We start from the raw sequence: 15,000 nt of genomic DNA, 5'->3' as shown, positions 1-15,000 counted from the left end.
TTGTGCGGGCCCCCGTCAATTCCTTTGAGTTTCAGTCTTGCGACCGTACTCCCCAGGCGGAGTGCTTAATGCGTTAGCTGCAGCACTAAGGGGCGGAAACCCCCTAACACTTAGCACTCATCGTTTACGGCGTGGACTACCAGGGTATCTAATCCTGTTCGCTCCCCACGCTTTCGCTCCTCAGCGTCAGTTACAGACCAGAGAGTCGCCTTCGCCACTGGTGTTCCTCCACATCTCTACGCATTTCACCGCTACACGTGGAATTCCACTCTCCTCTTCTGCACTCAAGTTCCCCAGTTTCCAATGACCCTCCCCGGTTGAGCCGGGGGCTTTCACATCAGACTTAAGAAACCGCCTGCGAGCCCTTTACGCCCAATAATTCCGGACAACGCTTGCCACCTACGTATTACCGCGGCTGCTGGCACGTAGTTAGCCGTGGCTTTCTGGTTAGGTACCGTCAAGGTGCCGCCCTATTTGAACGGCACTTGTTCTTCCCTAACAACAGAGCTTTACGATCCGAAAACCTTCATCACTCACGCGGCGTTGCTCCGTCAGACTTTCGTCCATTGCGGAAGATTCCCTACTGCTGCCTCCCGTAGGAGTCTGGGCCGTGTCTCAGTCCCAGTGTGGCCGATCACCCTCTCAGGTCGGCTACGCATCGTCGCCTTGGTGAGCCGTTACCTCACCAACTAGCTAATGCGCCGCGGGTCCATCTGTAAGTGGTAGCCGAAGCCACCTTTTATGTCTGAACCATGCGGTTCAAACAACCATCCGGTATTAGCCCCGGTTTCCCGGAGTTATCCCAGTCTTACAGGCAGGTTACCCACGTGTTACTCACCCGTCCGCCGCTAACATCAGGGAGCAAGCTCCCATCTGTCCGCTCGACTTGCATGTATTAGGCACGCCGCCAGCGTTCGTCCTGAGCCAGGATCAAACTCTCCGATAAAGTAGTTTGACTGACTACGCACATCGCTGTGCGATTTGAATTAACAGGTACGTTTTGTCTTGTTTAGTTTTCAAAGATCATTACCGCTTGTTGAAGCAGCTTTATTATCTTACCACTCAGCTTCTTTTATGTCAATAACTTTTTTCAAGTTGTTTCCGAAGCTTTTTGTTGTTGTCTGCTGTCCATCAGCGACGTTTAATAATATACCACGGTGCCTCTCTATAAATCAAGCATTTTTTTAAAAAAAGAGAAAAAAAAGAAAACCAGTATATTATCTTTATAGTTTGAGAATGGTCGGGAAGACAGGATTCGAACCTGCGACCCCATGGTCCCAAACCATGTGCTCTACCAAGCTGAGCTACTTCCCGATTTTTAAATATATTATGGCGCGCCCGAGAGGAGTCGAACCCCTAACCTTTTGATCCGTAGTCAAACGCTCTATCCAATTGAGCTACGGGCGCAATCAATTTCACAATATCCCGTTGGGATAAAATGGAGCGGAAGACGGGATTCGAACCCGCGACCCCCACCTTGGCAAGGTGATGTTCTACCACTGAACTACTTCCGCAAGTAAAAATGTAATGTACAGCCAGAATACAGCATCAGATAACCAAAAACTGTATTGTTATTTATTCAGTAAAACTCCAAACGGTATAACCCGCAGACTAATCTAAAGCATACTGTTCATTATGACAAAAGTAATTATATCAAGGTTTTGATAAAAGTCAATACCGTTTAACAATTAATTATGTTAATCTCTTTTGCATCCTTGAAGAAAGGCTTCATTAGAAGACGCGCTAAATACCTATACCTTAACTGGTACAATCAGCAACAGATTTTTACTGAACTAAACAAAAAATAACAGTTCCATAACATGCGGAAACTGCTTCAGATCAACGTATTTAGATAAGCTTCCAAGCGGGCTCGAACCGCTGACCTCTTCCTTACCATGGAAGAGGTCAATTAAAGTCTTAGAATTATTTAAAGGGATATTCCCTGTTATAAAAGGGTTTCGTTATATGTGTTAATGTTTTAGACAGTTTTAAAATGATCTCGTACAATTTAGTTCGTCCCCAATTCGTCCCCCACTCAAGATAAGACGTTTGGAGCCGGTCAAAAAAAAGAGCCCTTACTTATCCAGGGCTCTTCCTTATAATAATTTAATTGTCCGCGGTAATCCTTCTTGCCATGTTACGTAATTCTTTTCTCTTAACCTATCCAGCAGCCCCTTCACCGAACTGGTGGACCGCAAACCAAGTTCCTCCATTAACTCCCGATGTGTCGGGGCCACTCCATACTGATTTAAGAAATTCGATATCGCGTTTAAAGCATCTTCTTGCCTTTTTGTTAGATTACGCATGATTGCTGATTCCCCTTCTATAATTAGAGGGAGCCACAGCGAGAATATTGTCCATTCTGAAAGTTTTTGTCTGTCTACTTCTAAAACAGAACGCACGAATGTATTGATTCTTGATTTGATGTACTATGATTGCTCTCTTTGAGATTGTCCCATCATTCTTTATGTAGATCATGTCCAGCGTTGATTTTTCATTTAATGAGCGGTTTAACAATGGATGCAAGCTGCGCCCCCTCCTTCTTTACTATTATTTTATACGAACCTTTGTTCTACATCAAGTTGAAAAGGGAATGTTTGTTCTGGTATTATTTACTCGAGGAGGTATTTCGAATGAATGATTTCGAGCGGAAAGTGTACCGGATAATCTTTAACATGACCCAATTCGGGAAAAATCCCTCCTTGGATGAGTTGAGGAGGAAAACCGGTAAAGATGAACAGACTATACGTGAAGCGGTCAAGAACCTTATGCGGCAGCGGATGTTGAAATGGAATAAGAAAAAAAACAGATGGATGTTTTGAATACATTATAATGAGGAAACTAAAAAAAGCCTTTCCCGAAGAAAGGCGTAAGTCGTTCAAGTTTGAAGGCGATCTGAAGCTACTTTGATTGTATCTTGTGCTTGTTTTTCTACTGAGTTCATACCCAACCCACATACTAAAGTCAATGACAGACCCAGGACGATGAAAATGCTCTTTTTAAAATTCATACAGGCACTCTCCCCTTTGAATTTGTGTTTGCGTATCAACCATTTTTTTATGATAAAAATAAGAATTCTCAAACTCCCTTGAATCTGCGTAAACAGATGCAGTTTCACAAGCAATATCTTCAACATATGAGTAATTCTTATTCTTCTCCAGATACTCAATTGTTTCATTAACTCCCTGTTGATCCACTGCATCCACATAAAGAGCCTTCAGATACCCCTGAAGATTTTCGAAAAGCTTATCGCCTTGGTACACCGCGGCCGACAAACCTTTTTTGCTTGCTTGGATACCCTCAGCCAGTTTCCCCTGTTTAAAGAGGAATTTTGCATAAGAAAATAAAGAGTGCGGCAAGTTGCTCAGTTTTGCTTTTTCGGTTATCTCTACTGCTTGCCTTAAAAATATCTCAGCCTTTTCATAGTCGCCCCTATCTCCGAAATTTGTACCCAAATTATAAAGAGCAGAACTAATCAATCTCTTATTATCTAACTCTTTCGATAATTCAAGAGCCTTTTCAAGATGCGGCTGACTCTTCTCATAACGCTTAAAATCAATATAATTCCCTGATATGACAAATAGACATTGAATTTTCCGGACCTTATACAACTCATACTGATCGTAAATATCGAGCGCTTGCTTTACGTGATGCATAGAGACGTGACTTTGTTTCATACCGTAATATGCTTCAGCCAGTTTAAAATGAAACTCCGCTCTCTCAATTTCATCATGCACATGAACGAGTTGTTTTTCAGCCTCTCTATAAAAGCCGATCGCCTTTACATACTGCTTTTGATCAAATTCATACATGCCGCGGAAAAATAAAGAATAATAGCACAGCAGGCCGGAAATTCCTTTATTTGATGCTTCGATTTTTTCCAGCAGCTCGTCAATTGTCGGTCTCACGCGGGTAGTCACCGGTTCTAAATAATCCAGCATGAGCTGATGGCGGAATTTCATGAGGGTGTAGTAAATCAGTAGATACTCGTCTTCTTCCATCTCATTTATTTCTTGTTCCACTTCCGCTTTCAAAATCTCCGCATCCGGAACACTGAACTGACGTATCATTTTGTACCATTCATTAATCTTAACGCCAACCTCCGATGATGGTAAAACAGAACTCACTAGGCCACTCCTCCTTTTATATAATATTCTAACATTTCCATAATATGTTTGGACGAAAAAAAACCGCAATCATTTTTGCGGTTTCGCTTCATGTAGCTATTTAGACTCATTTCTAAAGAATCATTTAAGTTTAACAAAACATGTTATTGATCATGTTCCTTTTTAACATGGTAAAATTTAGTCAACAATTTCATTAGGAAAGGATATAATTATGAGAGTTTTTGAAGCAGATACTCTTCTTTCCGCCGCAAAGCAACGCGCAACCGAATACAAAGAATTGCGCAGACAAATGACGAATCTAAAAAAAGCATTACAAGGCATGGCTGACCTCAGCGACAATGATTTTTCGGGCAAAGGCGCTGATAACATCAAAGCTTTATTTCAAGATCATGCAGGCATCACCAATGAATGGCTTGAATTGACCGACATGAAAACCTCTTTTCTAACAGTGATTTCCATCACCTTATACCTTTTCTCTTTATTTTGTGCCAGGTATTCTTTTGTTAATTGCCAGTATTATGATGATCGCAAAACAAAATAAAAATAGTAATGTTATGTCTGCCTAAATTACATAAAAACAACAAAGCCGCCAATTGTTAAATGGTGGCTTCTTCTTTAACTTACCCTTTTCCATCGTTATAATTGATTATTTTTGAGTATTTTGATATATCATGCAGCCACTAAACAAAAAGTGGTGGCGATTTTGGAAATGAAAAGTCCAACAGCGCCACCACGTGTTCAAATCATATAATTTTCGTCAAATCAAAAATCTTAATTACATACGGATGCTACTTGCGTAACGTTTTCCACCCTCTTTGGAAGTGTAATACTCTCTAGGAACATTGTGTCTATTGGTAGTATGGTAACTCACAAGAATCTTATAATTAGCTCGACTAGTAACAATAGCGGTGTGCTCCATCCAACCATCAGGAAAAGGAAGACCTACTTTATTCCGAGTATCATAATGATATACATCACCAAGCGCAATGTTCGAATAAACGTCTTTTACAGTTTTCATTTTTATGCCGCCAGCTTTTAAAATATAGTTTCTAAAAGAACCGGCATTGATCCATGCATTTGTATAAGGCTTCCACTCTTTAAAATAAGGCATTGAACCCGCTCTTAAAGCCTGAGATACAAAGTTAGTACAGTCTCCATTTTTATAATATTTATAATTTTTATTTGGAGACAAAGCATATTTGTCAGCATATTGCATGGCTTTCCAACGATTATACCCTTTTACAGCTGATGCAGATACTTCCGACTCGTTGAACTTTGCTGGTTCAGATTTTTGTTGCGTTGACAGTTCTTTATTTTCTTCAACTTCTTGCTTGTAATTCTTTAGAAACTCGTCCAATTTTATATTTGACGAATTGTCACCTTCATTCTCAAAATGAAGCGCAGAAGATTTTTTTGTCTTAGGTGTCACTTTGCTTTCTGATGAAAGACTGTGTTTCTTGGAAACATTATTATTAGAAATTTCCAATTTAATATTGTCTCCTAATCCTGTATCTACTTTTTCTTCACCAAAAACAAAGTTTCTAGCAATATAGGCCTCTACAAATGTTTTATTGTTTTCTTCATAAGTAGTGACATCACTAATTTCATATGTGAATTCATGCAGCTTTTGTTTGTCAACTGTGGTGAAAGCATAAAACAATAAAACAGCTTCATCAGAATCAGTTAATTTTGAAACATCTTTATGAGCAAGTGGCTCATTGTTTTCAAAATCTCTTTTTTGTTGTTCTAACATTGTATTAAGCTCTTTCAAACCAACATCATTCGATACATACGTTTTACCTTTTTCTTCATTTTCAGAAGTTGCGGCAAATACATGATTCGACAAAAACAGTAAAGGTAACAGACAGCAAAATAAAGAAGTCAACACTACTTTTTTCATAACACCCTCCACGTTTTCAGAATATAGGAAACTTTGATCATTTACACCAATTGAAATATGGCATAAAATACATGTAATAATATAACATAAAATCAAATACAATAAAAGGAACAGGAGGAAAAAATGAAAAAAATAACCAAAATATTTCTTTCCATTTTAGCAACAGTATTAATCATATTAATTTTAATGCCTCCCCTTTCACCAGTTTTGTTCAATACTTCTTCAGAAAGAGGAGCCATAAGACACGAAATCTATAAAATGGGATACCCTTATCAAAGCTATTTCACAATCCTTCAAAAAAGGGAAAGTGATAAATCATCAGGAAGTCTTTATTCTTTGATGTTATTTAATGCTTGGAAAAGTGAAACTGGTCAAACTCCTTATCTCTGTTATTCAAAGCAAGTAACGGAGGACGAATACAAAGTCGATTGCGGAACAGCACCTTAATTAGTTAAAAGGCCCTCTCATAGAGAGGGCCTTTTTTTACTTTCGTTTATTTTACAGTTGCGCCTGTGGACTTCGCAGCATAGATATTTACCTTTCCGAACTGAGCTGTCTTGATCGTGTAGACATCCTTTTGCGGGTTCGCAAGAATATCGTATTTAAGTCCGCCAAATTTTTTTGGACGCAAATAGTTTATTTCGTTCCCTTTAGCCGGAGCTTTGTTAGTCGGATAGATGCGCCATGAATCGGCAGAAGCCGGAAGGTAAACGTATTTTTTACCGCTGGATGACGGCTTAGAAGAGCCGGATGATCCTGTAAGCTTCAGCACTTGGCCAACTGTGATTTTATTCGGGTCTTTGATGTTATTCCATTTCTGAAGGTTTGCCATGCTTATGCCTGTTTTCTGCGCAATGACAGAAAGGGCATCGCCTTTCTTGACGGTGTATGTCGCCCCGCCTGTCTTGGTTTCTGTTTTTGGTGGTTTGGGTGCTTTTTTACCCCCAAGACGTTCTAATTCTGCAGCAATGGCCGCTTTCACTTGATCCCAACGCCCCTCAGACAGAATACGATGCGGGCAGTATTTTCCGTTCCAGTCCTGATGCTTTCTGATTTTGTCAACGCCCCATCCGCGCTCTTTGAGAAGTTGCGCCACAAACTTGATAGCCAGCGCCTCTGCTCTCCGGTACCGCGCGCCACCTGACTTGCTGTAGCAGATTTCTACCGCAATAGACTTACGGTTCCCGGTTCCGTTTGTGCCATCGCCAGAGTGCCATGCGTTCCGGTTCAGCGGAATTCCCTGAATCACTTCTATATCATCGACAGCAAAATGATAGCTTGTCGATTCAGGGTTACCAGTCATATAACTGATTTCATTGGCGGCTGATGCATCGTTTGCCGTATTATGAATGGTGATGTACTCCGGCGTCATCGGATTCGGACATTTCAGAGCATATTTCTCAGATTCTACTATTCTTTTTTTGACTGCAATTGTCATGAAAAATCTCTCCTATTCTGTTTTGGAATATAAAAAAGCCGCCGAACGGCAGCTCTTACTTGGTCAAATCGTGCTGTTTTAAAACGGCTCTTTGCTTATGGCCTTTTTCAGTCACATAGTTGTTTTTGAACCATGCTACAAGCGTAGTGCTGATAGTAAATATTACAGAGCCGGCAGTATACAGCGCATCAGCAAGCTGATTCACTTGTGCATCTGTGATATCCAAAGGTGATTTGCCAAACATCAACATTGTTTGGTTAATAAGCGCAATTAAAAGAAGCACCGTCCGGACGACCGTGCCTTTTTCAAATCTTTTCATGTATTTTCCTCCTTATTTCTGCAAAACAGTATAAAAAATAGCGATTGCGCCGCCAATAATACCAGTGCATACCGCTGTAATGATAGCGCCAGTGATTGTGCGCTTGATCCAAGTTGTGTTCTCTTCGATCTTGTTGAGTTTTTCGTTTAATGTCATGATCTGCTGGTCTTGCCTATCGGAAACGCGTTCAAGAACATTTACGCGCTGTTCGATTGCTTTCTGACCTGTCTTCATTTCCATTATCTCTTTTTGTAATACATGCACATCTGGTACCTCCGTCACTTCTGACATTAGTACGCCCCCCCTTTTATTACATCGTTTTCACCTCCTGTATGAGGCAATTAAAAAGGACAGCCGCTATTTTATGAGACGGCTGTCCCTTTTACGGAAAAGTTCCCATTATTTAAAGCGGTAATCTCCATCACGATCTCTTTGAATCCTGTAATATCAAAAGTCCAAGCTTCTGACTTACCGACTGTGCTTATAGCCAGGGTGCCGTCGTCTACTTTTTGGCCGCGCAGCGGGCGTTTTGTTCCTGAAAGAGATTTCCCCCAGAACTTCAATTCACTTGTATCAGCCGTGCCATAGACTTCAATCAATAATGTTTTAAAGGAACCGACTTTCAAAATATTCCCCTCACCTGGGGTCTCCACTTTGTCATGAAAAACGATATCGGCTGTTTTAGCCTGTACACTTTCAAAATCAGCCGGATTAATCGCGATTCCTTGGGTTTCTACCTTTAAGCGGCCGTCTTTGGTTACATTGCTTGATGTAAATTCAAGCGGGAGCGGTTTATCAGATTTAATTGAGACTGAATCCCGAATCTTCACATCCGCTACATCCACAATATGAGATGTGGCTTGCTTTCGAATTCCGTCTATTTGCGCGAGATATGAGTCTGAAGATGCCGCATCACCGTTTACTAACAGCTCTTCAATATCAACGGCCGCACGTTCAGCGAGCATCTGCATAATTGTATTTTGCAGTCCCTCTTTTTCAATGTTGTTTTCAAGTGTGTCGTAGGTGATATTTACTTCTGCAATGACTTCTTTTGTGCTCAAGCTGACAGTGCTTGTTGTCGGAGCAACCTTTTGATCTTTTGTCAGCGAAACACCTTCCTGGGCAGCCCTGAGAATCCGCTGCCCAAACCCGATCTTCTCAATTTTTTGCGTATCATGATCCATAGGAATGACACGCGCCTCATTTAAGATAGTCGGCGCATCTTGAACCATTCGAATAAATGCATTTGCCTGTGTTGGGTTCATCATGCCGCCGCTCTTTAAGCTGGCAAGCGTCATCTCTGCCTTTTCAATTACCTCTTGATTTCTCATGTGATCCTCCTTGTGTTTGCCGCTTCTGCTTAAAGAAGGCCGGCCCAGATTGATTTTTTAACATCTGCGGTTTCCTGCGTGGTCTCTTCTTGTTTTGAAACGCCGCGGCTTTTTTCAATGGCATCAATACGATCAGCGAGCGGTTGAACAGCGTCTGTGATGGCTTTTTTAAACTTCTCAGCCTCTTCTTCCTCAGCTGCTTTTTCCTCGTCTTTCTTCTTTTTAGGATCTTCCTCTTTTTCCAATTCCGTGAGCCGCTTCTGAATTGGCTCTAACGCTGCTTCGATGGATTTTGCTACATCCTCTGCGTTCATTTCTTCTTCCTCTCCTTCCGTCTCCACCTGACTCAGCAAGTTGCCGAGAGCGGTATGAGCGCTTTTAATTTCTTGTAAGCTTGAAGCCGAGAATTTCCGTCCGGCCTTTTGCAGCTCTTCCGGCTTCGGCCCGATCGCTTTTAGAATGTCATCGGAAATCAATACATCCTGAGCGATATCCACGAAGTCTTGCAGAGCTTCTTTGATTTTTGCAGGGTCATTTTCCATCTCTCCGGGATAGTCCCATTTGAATAAAGCTGAGTTTAACGCATCTTGTGCGGCCCAAAACTCACGGCGTTGGCGCCCCTCGTCATATTTGTCCCGAACCGCGCCCTTGGCCACACTGGCATTAAAAAAGTTTTTGACCAAATTAAAAAGCCCTTTCTCGTGGTTGTCCTCTGGAGAAACAGGCTTTTCTTCTTGTTTTGCGATATCCGCGATGCCGGCCATTGAATAACCGGTAATCTCGCCTTTCTTAATTTCCTCCCATACTTCCTCGGAGGCTTTTGTCACAAGGACCCAAGATCCTTTTTTGATGGTTTCACCATTCATTTCAAAATCAGCAGGAGCGACATAAGATTCAACCACTTCACCAACGCCGCCCTGAAAGTCATGTTGCTTGTCAATTTCACGAGCATCTTTCAGGAAGCCGTGAGCGGCCTTCTCAATTTCTGCAGCTGTCATGAAATCCCCGTGAGCATCCACTGTGTCCGGTTCATAAACGATACCGTAAACGAGTTTTTGCTCGTCTGCTTCTTTTGCAAGGACCTTGACTTCCTTTTGAAAGTCCGGCTGTTTTTCTGATTTCATAAAAAAGAACTGCTTTTGATTAGCAGCCTTGTCTACATAAGAAACATGTGTGATTTTTGCGTTTATCAGTTCTCTTGGCATTTGTTCTTCACCTCCCTTCAGGAAGTTTTTTATTCTAATAATTTTAATTGTAATCTTAATTGTATAAGTGATTGACTGCATTTGCTAAAATAATCTTGTGCATCTCTCATAGTAAAATCATTTATCGAATGCTTAAGAGATAAGTAATTTTGATTCCCCATCGCTATTTCACCTAAAGCAAGCAGGTCCATTATAGCTTCAACCAGATTATCTTTTACCAAGTTATTGTTATATAAAGAAATAACAAAATATGAAACTTCCGGATATTCATTGGGTTGACCTAATTCTTTTTGAATACTATTGAGTTCTTTAATAAACAAATCATATACATATCTCATACCATATGCAGGATTTTTTAGAGATTTAATTCTCACCTTCTCAGCTTTGTTTTTAAAACGTCCCTGAAATTTAAGTGTTTTTGTTTTATTACTTGTTTCTGTTTTTTCTTCAGGTTTTTCTTCAGGTTTTAATTGTTCTGAAGACTCAACTTTTATTTGTTCTGAAGACTCATCGTCATTCTTAAGAACTTCATTTGTTTCCTCTAAGTTTTTATCAATGCTCTCAAAAAGTTTTGCTATTTCTAATTCAACACCGCCTACTCGAAGTGTAATTAGCCTATTTAATAATAACTCATTTAAACTTTTTTTAAGTAATAGCACAATTAAAACAATCGCCAAGGGCCAAGAGATTAGAATCATTTTAAGCAATTCATATAAAGCTTTGGATCCTTCTTTTAAAATACTTACTGTTAGCATCATCCATTGATTATCCATAATATACCTCATTCTCTAAACGTAATGAGGACATTATACTATTTTATTCCATGTTTGCTAAGGCTTCTCTTCGAATCTCTTCTTTTTCCTCAGCTGACAATCTTAAAATCTCGTTATCTACCACAGGTGACAGAACGCAGTGACAATGAACCCGCTCAGCGGCGGAAAGCTTCGTGTCTCGCGGATACATACAGGTTTCGCTGCTTCCTGGTATCCTGAATTCTTCGTCAACACCAACAATTGTGCCGTCGAGGTCTATATGATTCTCACGCGGATTGTTCTTCTTCCCTCCGCTGTGCCGCCATTTCTTCTTAGATACAGCCGGGGACTGCACATAAGATTCATGCTGAGCGGCAGAGGAAGCCGCAAGAACCTCGGTTATGGCCGTTGTCCGGGCTCTCGGTCTATCAAAATGCGGCATATCCTTCAAAGTCAGTTCAACCTCCTGAATAGATGAGCTTGAGTCAATGGCTTCCGTTAGCACTGTTTCCACTGCCTCATGTGTGTTGAGCTGCATAATCTCGGCCAGCCTCTTTGACCAATCCTTAATCCAGTCGATCGAGCGGGCAGAAAGAACCTTGAACGGAACTTCAGGATCGATTGAATCCATTATGACAGCGGCCAGCTCTTCAAGTGTCTGCTGCAGAAAATCCTCGGTCAGTTCCTGGAACTCCTCCTGAAAATCATCCTCTGCAAAAAGGTTCTGCGTAAAAAACACCAGAAGCTCTTGTAACGTCTCTGAATCAGCTTTGCTTACAAAACCATTCAATCCCTTTAAAAACCTCTTACGCTGGCTCCTGAGCAATCTGGCGATACCTTTTTCATAATCTTCTACGTAACGGGGTATCTTAGAGAGGCCGGGGAAGTCAGGAATCGTCTCCACAAGCTTCTGGCCTTCGCTTTCCTCGGCTTTTTGAATAAATGAGTTAATACTGGCCAGCAGCTTATCGGTTTTGTTCATTCTTCAAATCCTCCAAAACATCCCGCATATCTTTCAACAGCCCGATCACATCTGGAGTGCCGCTCTGGGATTTAAACAGTGCTGTAAATGGATCCGCTGCAGGCGTTGCTTCATTGCTACCAATTGGCCGATTGTATTCTTCCTCCGGCCATTCCTCAAGCGTTTTGCCGAGCACGCGTCCGGCCAGATCTCTCAGATCGTTAGGCGATACAGCCCCAGCCGTAATGAAAGGAGTCAGCACTTTTGCCATTTCGAGCGGGTCCTGAAAGTCCGGGCCTTTCAACTGCAGCTCTACTTTATGGATTTCAAGATCATTTAAAAATAACGCGTTCAGTCTGCCGGTAAGTACCTTCCGTTCCGGCTGAAAGACTTGCTCTTCAGTAATCTTTCTGGCTGTGTCAGCTGTCGCCCTGTTGTAATCCTGCGCTTCCCCGGTATAAATTGGCGGTAGACGGAACGCCGAGCGGATTTTATCCCGGCTCTTTTGATCATACTCCAGGAACAAAGCATCTTCCTGAAGAATCTCGGCAAGTGACTTGATGTCTACTTTGACCGGTACTATTTCTTCATCACCATGAATATTCTTCCCTTTAGCTATCCCTTCCGCTTCGAGCAAAAGAAATTTATGTGAGTTTTCCACGCCTTCAAGGCCGTTCATATAGTCCTGCAACTGTTTATACGAATCCTCCGAGAGCATTCCGTTCTCGATCGTAATAGCAGCGGGAATATGCCGGCCTTGTTTAAAGTACATGAAATTCAGCTCTTCTGCTTTGCGGGCGCCGTATAGATTGACAATATAACCATTGGTTAAGAATTTTCTTAGAAATTTTTTCCATAATGATAGGCGGGACACTCATTCCACAAACATACTGGGTGTTAGCGCCCATGAAATCATAATCCAACGGGAACGACTGCATTAAGATGATATCCCGTTCAGAGATATAGTAAGGTTCATCATAACGTATGAAAACAGAGTTACTGGCCAAAGCGTGTAAACCTAAATTATGCTGTTATGAACCGTATAGAAAAAGGTACTCCCCCTATTACTGATTCAGAAATTATTAGTTTATCTAAAGTATTGGATGTCTCTACAGACTACCTTCTAAAAGGTGACTCCCATGACTCAAAGATAGATGAACTCTTAAATGACCCTGAAACCTTAATTGCTGGCCGTGACGGAAAAATCACCAAGGAACAAGCGAAAGAGCTTTTAGAGTATCTTCTCAAAAAAGGGTTCGATGAATAGCAGACTATCATTCTTCACTTCTTAATTCTTAACTTCTTAATTCTTCTTCTGGTAAAACATTTGTTTAGCATTTGTTTAACAAAAAGAAAATTAAGTGTTAAATTAAAAATTTTCAGCCCCGTGAAAACGTAGAATTACCAAGGCTTTGCGGTAAGCGTGTACTGTAAAATAAACTGTTCACTAATAAGTAAATTGATTGAGATATAAAGAAAATCAAAAGGGGGACAAAAATTGTTTAAGAGGTTGGGGACTTTGCTATTGATTGCTTCGCTCGTGTTGCTCACAGCCTGCAAAAATAGTGAAGAGTCTTCTTCATCTTCCGGGAACAAAAACAGTGTTCCTGATAACAGCTCGTCGGAGAGTCAGGATATTTCCGAAAACGGGCCCAACGAAGTTGGAGATGTATATGAAATTGATGGTGGAACAGCAAAAGTAACGGCCATAAGCAATAAAGAAACCACAGCTAAATCCGGCCCTATGCAACTTACTGTGAAAAGAGTAATTGCAGCGGTGGCTAATGAGAAAACGCCTTTTATTGAACTTGAACTGGAAGCGAAGAATACATCTGATGGAGTAGTAAATTTCACACCAGATAGTATAAAACTTGCTACAAGCACCGGAGTACAAGTTGAGGAACCTTCTCTTGATGAAAGTGACGACCTTCTCGGAGAGTATATTGGGAAAGTGAAAGACAGTGGATCTGTTTTTTATATCTTTCAAAATGAAGAGGATATAGAAAATTTAGATTCAATTCGTCTAAGGGTTGCATCCCCAAGCGATGAGAATGCTACAGCACTAGGGGATAAGATGGATATAAAGATTAACTTAGAGCATTAAAATGAGCCTGCTTTTTCAGGCTTTTCTTTTAAACAAAAAAACCGAACATAGGTTTGTAGTTACTGCAGGAGGATTTATTTTGTTTCAACTATCATTACTTGAAGAAAGAATTAGATCTATTTATTCCGGTATAGGAATTACTGAGCCAGGAGCTGGAGACTTAGAAAAAATCGCAGATCGATTAAAGATATTAATTTACTACAAAAATGAAAAGAGTGTAGCTGTGAAATTACTGGGGATGGCTTGTATTATCCTTGATTCCCGTATTTCTAAAAAGAAGCAATGGGAAGATTTTTGCCATGAACTCTGCCATCACATTAATCATGTCGGTGTTCAATACAAGATCCCATCCCTATTTAGAGAGCTGCAGGAGAATCAGGCAAATGCTTTTATGTATCACTTCGCAGTTCCCACTTTTATGTTAAAGAATCTCGTTTTACCGGCCACCAAACGTGAGGCAATAACCTACATATCCAACTTATTTCAAGTTACGTATCCATTCGCAGAGACACGCCTGGATATGTATCTTCGTAAGCTATTCAGTTTTAAATATCATGCTTTCCTAACTCAAAAATTAGAAAAGGAGAAGTTTGTCTATGCCGAGTATTGAGAAAAGAGGAGAAAAATCGTGAACATTCAATATGTTTGTAGATGACTGGGAAAACAAATATGCAATGAGTCACCTCGACGGGAAAACAATTGAAACCTATAACTATATAATGAGTAAAGAAATTAGGCCATGGTTTGGTGATATGCATTTAGAAGATATTCAGCCAATCCATATTCTGAATTTTTTAGATGACTACAAAAAGAGTAATGAAAAAATCTCATCTTCAAGTATTCATGCCCGTTATCGAATTATT

General features: G+C 40.7%; 16 protein-coding genes, 3 tRNA genes, 1 rRNA gene and 3 pseudogenes (2 of these 23 only partly in view). 7 read left to right on the top strand and 16 right to left on the bottom strand.

Features of this window, described 5'->3' with window-relative positions; genetic code table 11:
* The 5 genes from U2H13_RS01085 to U2H13_RS01065 form a co-directional block, all read right to left on the bottom strand.
* Nucleotides 1–946: ribosomal RNA gene (locus U2H13_RS01085) — 16S ribosomal RNA — on the bottom strand; it reaches 604 nt to the left of the window's first position.
* 291 nt (nt 947–1,237) lie between these two features.
* Nucleotides 1,238–1,314: transfer RNA gene (locus tag U2H13_RS01080), tRNA-Pro, on the bottom strand.
* A gap of 16 nt (nt 1,315–1,330) precedes the next feature.
* A tRNA-Arg gene (locus tag U2H13_RS01075) sits at nt 1,331–1,407 on the bottom strand.
* Nucleotides 1,408–1,439: 32 nt separating this feature from the next.
* Nucleotides 1,440–1,514 (bottom strand) — tRNA-Gly (locus U2H13_RS01070).
* Between the two features lie 582 nt (nt 1,515–2,096).
* The gene (locus U2H13_RS01065; protein ID WP_021494575.1) at nt 2,097–2,306 is read right to left on the bottom strand and encodes a LexA family transcriptional regulator; all 210 of its coding nucleotides are present in this window, start codon (nt 2,304–2,306) and stop codon (nt 2,097–2,099) included.
* 327 nt (nt 2,307–2,633) lie between these two features.
* On the opposite strand from U2H13_RS01065, the gene U2H13_RS01060 reads away from it, so the two are divergent.
* Nucleotides 2,634–2,822: a hypothetical protein gene (locus tag U2H13_RS01060; RefSeq protein WP_129092090.1), complete on the top strand. Its 189-nt coding sequence runs from the start codon at nt 2,634–2,636 to the stop codon at nt 2,820–2,822.
* Between the two features lie 177 nt (nt 2,823–2,999).
* Here U2H13_RS01060 and U2H13_RS01055 read toward each other — a convergent pair whose 3' ends face one another.
* Nucleotides 3,000–4,127: a Rap family tetratricopeptide repeat protein gene (locus tag U2H13_RS01055; protein WP_129092089.1), complete on the bottom strand. Its 1,128-nt coding sequence runs from the start codon at nt 4,125–4,127 to the stop codon at nt 3,000–3,002.
* A 211-nt stretch (nt 4,128–4,338) separates the two neighbouring features.
* Here U2H13_RS01055 and U2H13_RS01050 point away from each other — a divergent pair.
* Nucleotides 4,339–4,575, top strand: a pseudogene (locus U2H13_RS01050) (T7SS effector LXG polymorphic toxin); the annotation flags it as partial.
* Between the two features lie 327 nt (nt 4,576–4,902).
* On the opposite strand, the gene U2H13_RS01045 reads toward U2H13_RS01050, so the two are convergent.
* Nucleotides 4,903–6,027 (bottom strand): amidase domain-containing protein, encoded by a 1,125-nt coding sequence (locus tag U2H13_RS01045; RefSeq protein ID WP_021494569.1) that lies wholly within the window; start codon nt 6,025–6,027, stop codon nt 4,903–4,905.
* Nucleotides 6,028–6,150: 123 nt separating this feature from the next.
* Between U2H13_RS01045 and U2H13_RS01040 the strand changes: the two genes are divergently transcribed.
* Complete coding sequence (locus tag U2H13_RS01040; RefSeq protein WP_021494568.1) at nt 6,151–6,474, top strand: hypothetical protein; 324 nt, start codon at nt 6,151–6,153, stop codon at nt 6,472–6,474.
* A 46-nt stretch (nt 6,475–6,520) separates the two neighbouring features.
* Here U2H13_RS01040 and U2H13_RS01035 read toward each other — a convergent pair whose 3' ends face one another.
* From U2H13_RS01035 to U2H13_RS00995, 9 genes and pseudogenes are all read right to left on the bottom strand, one after another.
* Nucleotides 6,521–7,465: an N-acetylmuramoyl-L-alanine amidase gene (locus tag U2H13_RS01035; RefSeq protein ID WP_376700626.1), complete on the bottom strand. Its 945-nt coding sequence runs from the start codon at nt 7,463–7,465 to the stop codon at nt 6,521–6,523.
* Nucleotides 7,466–7,520: 55 nt separating this feature from the next.
* On the bottom strand, nt 7,521–7,784 hold the full coding sequence (locus U2H13_RS01030) for a phage holin (RefSeq protein WP_025284125.1): 264 nt from the start codon (nt 7,782–7,784) through the stop codon (nt 7,521–7,523).
* Between the two features lie 12 nt (nt 7,785–7,796).
* Nucleotides 7,797–8,075: a hemolysin XhlA family protein gene (locus tag U2H13_RS01025; protein ID WP_025284124.1), complete on the bottom strand. Its 279-nt coding sequence runs from the start codon at nt 8,073–8,075 to the stop codon at nt 7,797–7,799.
* A gap of 71 nt (nt 8,076–8,146) precedes the next feature.
* Nucleotides 8,147–9,115, bottom strand: a complete 969-nt coding sequence (locus U2H13_RS01020) for a hypothetical protein (protein WP_376700625.1) — start codon at nt 9,113–9,115, stop codon at nt 8,147–8,149.
* Between the two features lie 29 nt (nt 9,116–9,144).
* Nucleotides 9,145–10,320: an XkdF-like putative serine protease domain-containing protein gene (locus tag U2H13_RS01015; protein ID WP_021494564.1), complete on the bottom strand. Its 1,176-nt coding sequence runs from the start codon at nt 10,318–10,320 to the stop codon at nt 9,145–9,147.
* A gap of 29 nt (nt 10,321–10,349) precedes the next feature.
* Nucleotides 10,350–11,093 carry a hypothetical protein gene (locus U2H13_RS01010; protein ID WP_376700624.1) on the bottom strand — a complete coding sequence of 248 codons (744 nt, stop codon included), beginning with the start codon at nt 11,091–11,093 and terminating at the stop codon, nt 10,350–10,352.
* Between the two features lie 43 nt (nt 11,094–11,136).
* Nucleotides 11,137–12,054 carry a phage minor head protein gene (locus U2H13_RS01005; RefSeq protein ID WP_121984788.1) on the bottom strand — a complete coding sequence of 306 codons (918 nt, stop codon included), beginning with the start codon at nt 12,052–12,054 and terminating at the stop codon, nt 11,137–11,139.
* Nucleotides 12,038–12,856: pseudogene (locus U2H13_RS01000) on the bottom strand (phage portal protein); the annotation flags it as partial. The gene U2H13_RS01005 and the pseudogene U2H13_RS01000, both read right to left, overlap by 17 nt.
* A pseudogene (locus U2H13_RS00995) lies at nt 12,795–13,040 on the bottom strand (hypothetical protein); the annotation flags it as partial. The pseudogenes U2H13_RS00995 and U2H13_RS01000, both read right to left, overlap by 62 nt.
* Nucleotides 13,041–13,066: 26 nt before the next feature.
* Between U2H13_RS00995 and U2H13_RS00990 the strand changes: the two are divergent.
* From U2H13_RS00990 to U2H13_RS00975, 4 genes are all read left to right on the top strand, one after another.
* Nucleotides 13,067–13,300, top strand: coding sequence for a hypothetical protein (locus U2H13_RS00990; protein ID WP_021494560.1), 234 nt, complete (start codon nt 13,067–13,069; stop codon nt 13,298–13,300).
* A 231-nt stretch (nt 13,301–13,531) separates the two neighbouring features.
* Complete coding sequence (locus U2H13_RS00985; RefSeq protein WP_021494559.1) at nt 13,532–14,137, top strand: hypothetical protein; 606 nt, start codon at nt 13,532–13,534, stop codon at nt 14,135–14,137.
* Nucleotides 14,138–14,216: 79 nt separating this feature from the next.
* A complete protein-coding gene (locus tag U2H13_RS00980) occupies nt 14,217–14,747 on the top strand; it encodes an ImmA/IrrE family metallo-endopeptidase (protein ID WP_021494558.1) in 531 nt (176 codons plus the stop codon).
* 31 nt (nt 14,748–14,778) lie between these two features.
* Nucleotides 14,779–15,000, top strand: the 5' end (the start) of a protein-coding gene (locus tag U2H13_RS00975; protein WP_376700623.1) for a tyrosine-type recombinase/integrase. The gene runs 771 nt beyond the window's last position; only the first 222 of its 993 coding nucleotides appear in the window; the start codon lies at nt 14,779–14,781; its stop codon lies off the right edge, out of view.

Source organism: Bacillus sp. A1 (assembly GCF_042296235.1).
Lineage (GTDB): Bacteria > Bacillota > Bacilli > Bacillales > Bacillaceae > Bacillus > Bacillus velezensis.
This window is presented reverse-complemented; position numbering and strand designations above follow the sequence as displayed.

What these genes read in the sequence shown, in the direction of transcription:
- U2H13_RS01065 (WP_021494575.1), bottom strand. Translation starts at nt 2,306, where the DNA reads ATGCGTAATCTAACAAAAAGGCAAGAAGATGCTTTAAACGCGATATCG.
- U2H13_RS01060 (WP_129092090.1), top strand. Translation starts at nt 2,634, where the DNA reads ATGAATGATTTCGAGCGGAAAGTGTACCGGATAATCTTTAACATGACC.
- U2H13_RS01045 (WP_021494569.1), bottom strand. Translation starts at nt 6,027, where the DNA reads ATGAAAAAAGTAGTGTTGACTTCTTTATTTTGCTGTCTGTTACCTTTA.
- U2H13_RS01040 (WP_021494568.1), top strand. Translation starts at nt 6,151, where the DNA reads ATGAAAAAAATAACCAAAATATTTCTTTCCATTTTAGCAACAGTATTA.
- U2H13_RS01035 (WP_376700626.1), bottom strand. Translation starts at nt 7,465, where the DNA reads ATGACAATTGCAGTCAAAAAAAGAATAGTAGAATCTGAGAAATATGCT.
- U2H13_RS01030 (WP_025284125.1), bottom strand. Translation starts at nt 7,784, where the DNA reads ATGAAAAGATTTGAAAAAGGCACGGTCGTCCGGACGGTGCTTCTTTTA.
- U2H13_RS01025 (WP_025284124.1), bottom strand. Translation starts at nt 8,075, where the DNA reads ATGTCAGAAGTGACGGAGGTACCAGATGTGCATGTATTACAAAAAGAG.
- U2H13_RS01020 (WP_376700625.1), bottom strand. Translation starts at nt 9,115, where the DNA reads ATGAGAAATCAAGAGGTAATTGAAAAGGCAGAGATGACGCTTGCCAGC.
- U2H13_RS01015 (WP_021494564.1), bottom strand. Translation starts at nt 10,320, where the DNA reads ATGCCAAGAGAACTGATAAACGCAAAAATCACACATGTTTCTTATGTA.
- U2H13_RS01010 (WP_376700624.1), bottom strand. Translation starts at nt 11,093, where the DNA reads ATGGATAATCAATGGATGATGCTAACAGTAAGTATTTTAAAAGAAGGA.
- U2H13_RS01005 (WP_121984788.1), bottom strand. Translation starts at nt 12,054, where the DNA reads ATGAACAAAACCGATAAGCTGCTGGCCAGTATTAACTCATTTATTCAA.
- U2H13_RS00990 (WP_021494560.1), top strand. Translation starts at nt 13,067, where the DNA reads ATGAACCGTATAGAAAAAGGTACTCCCCCTATTACTGATTCAGAAATT.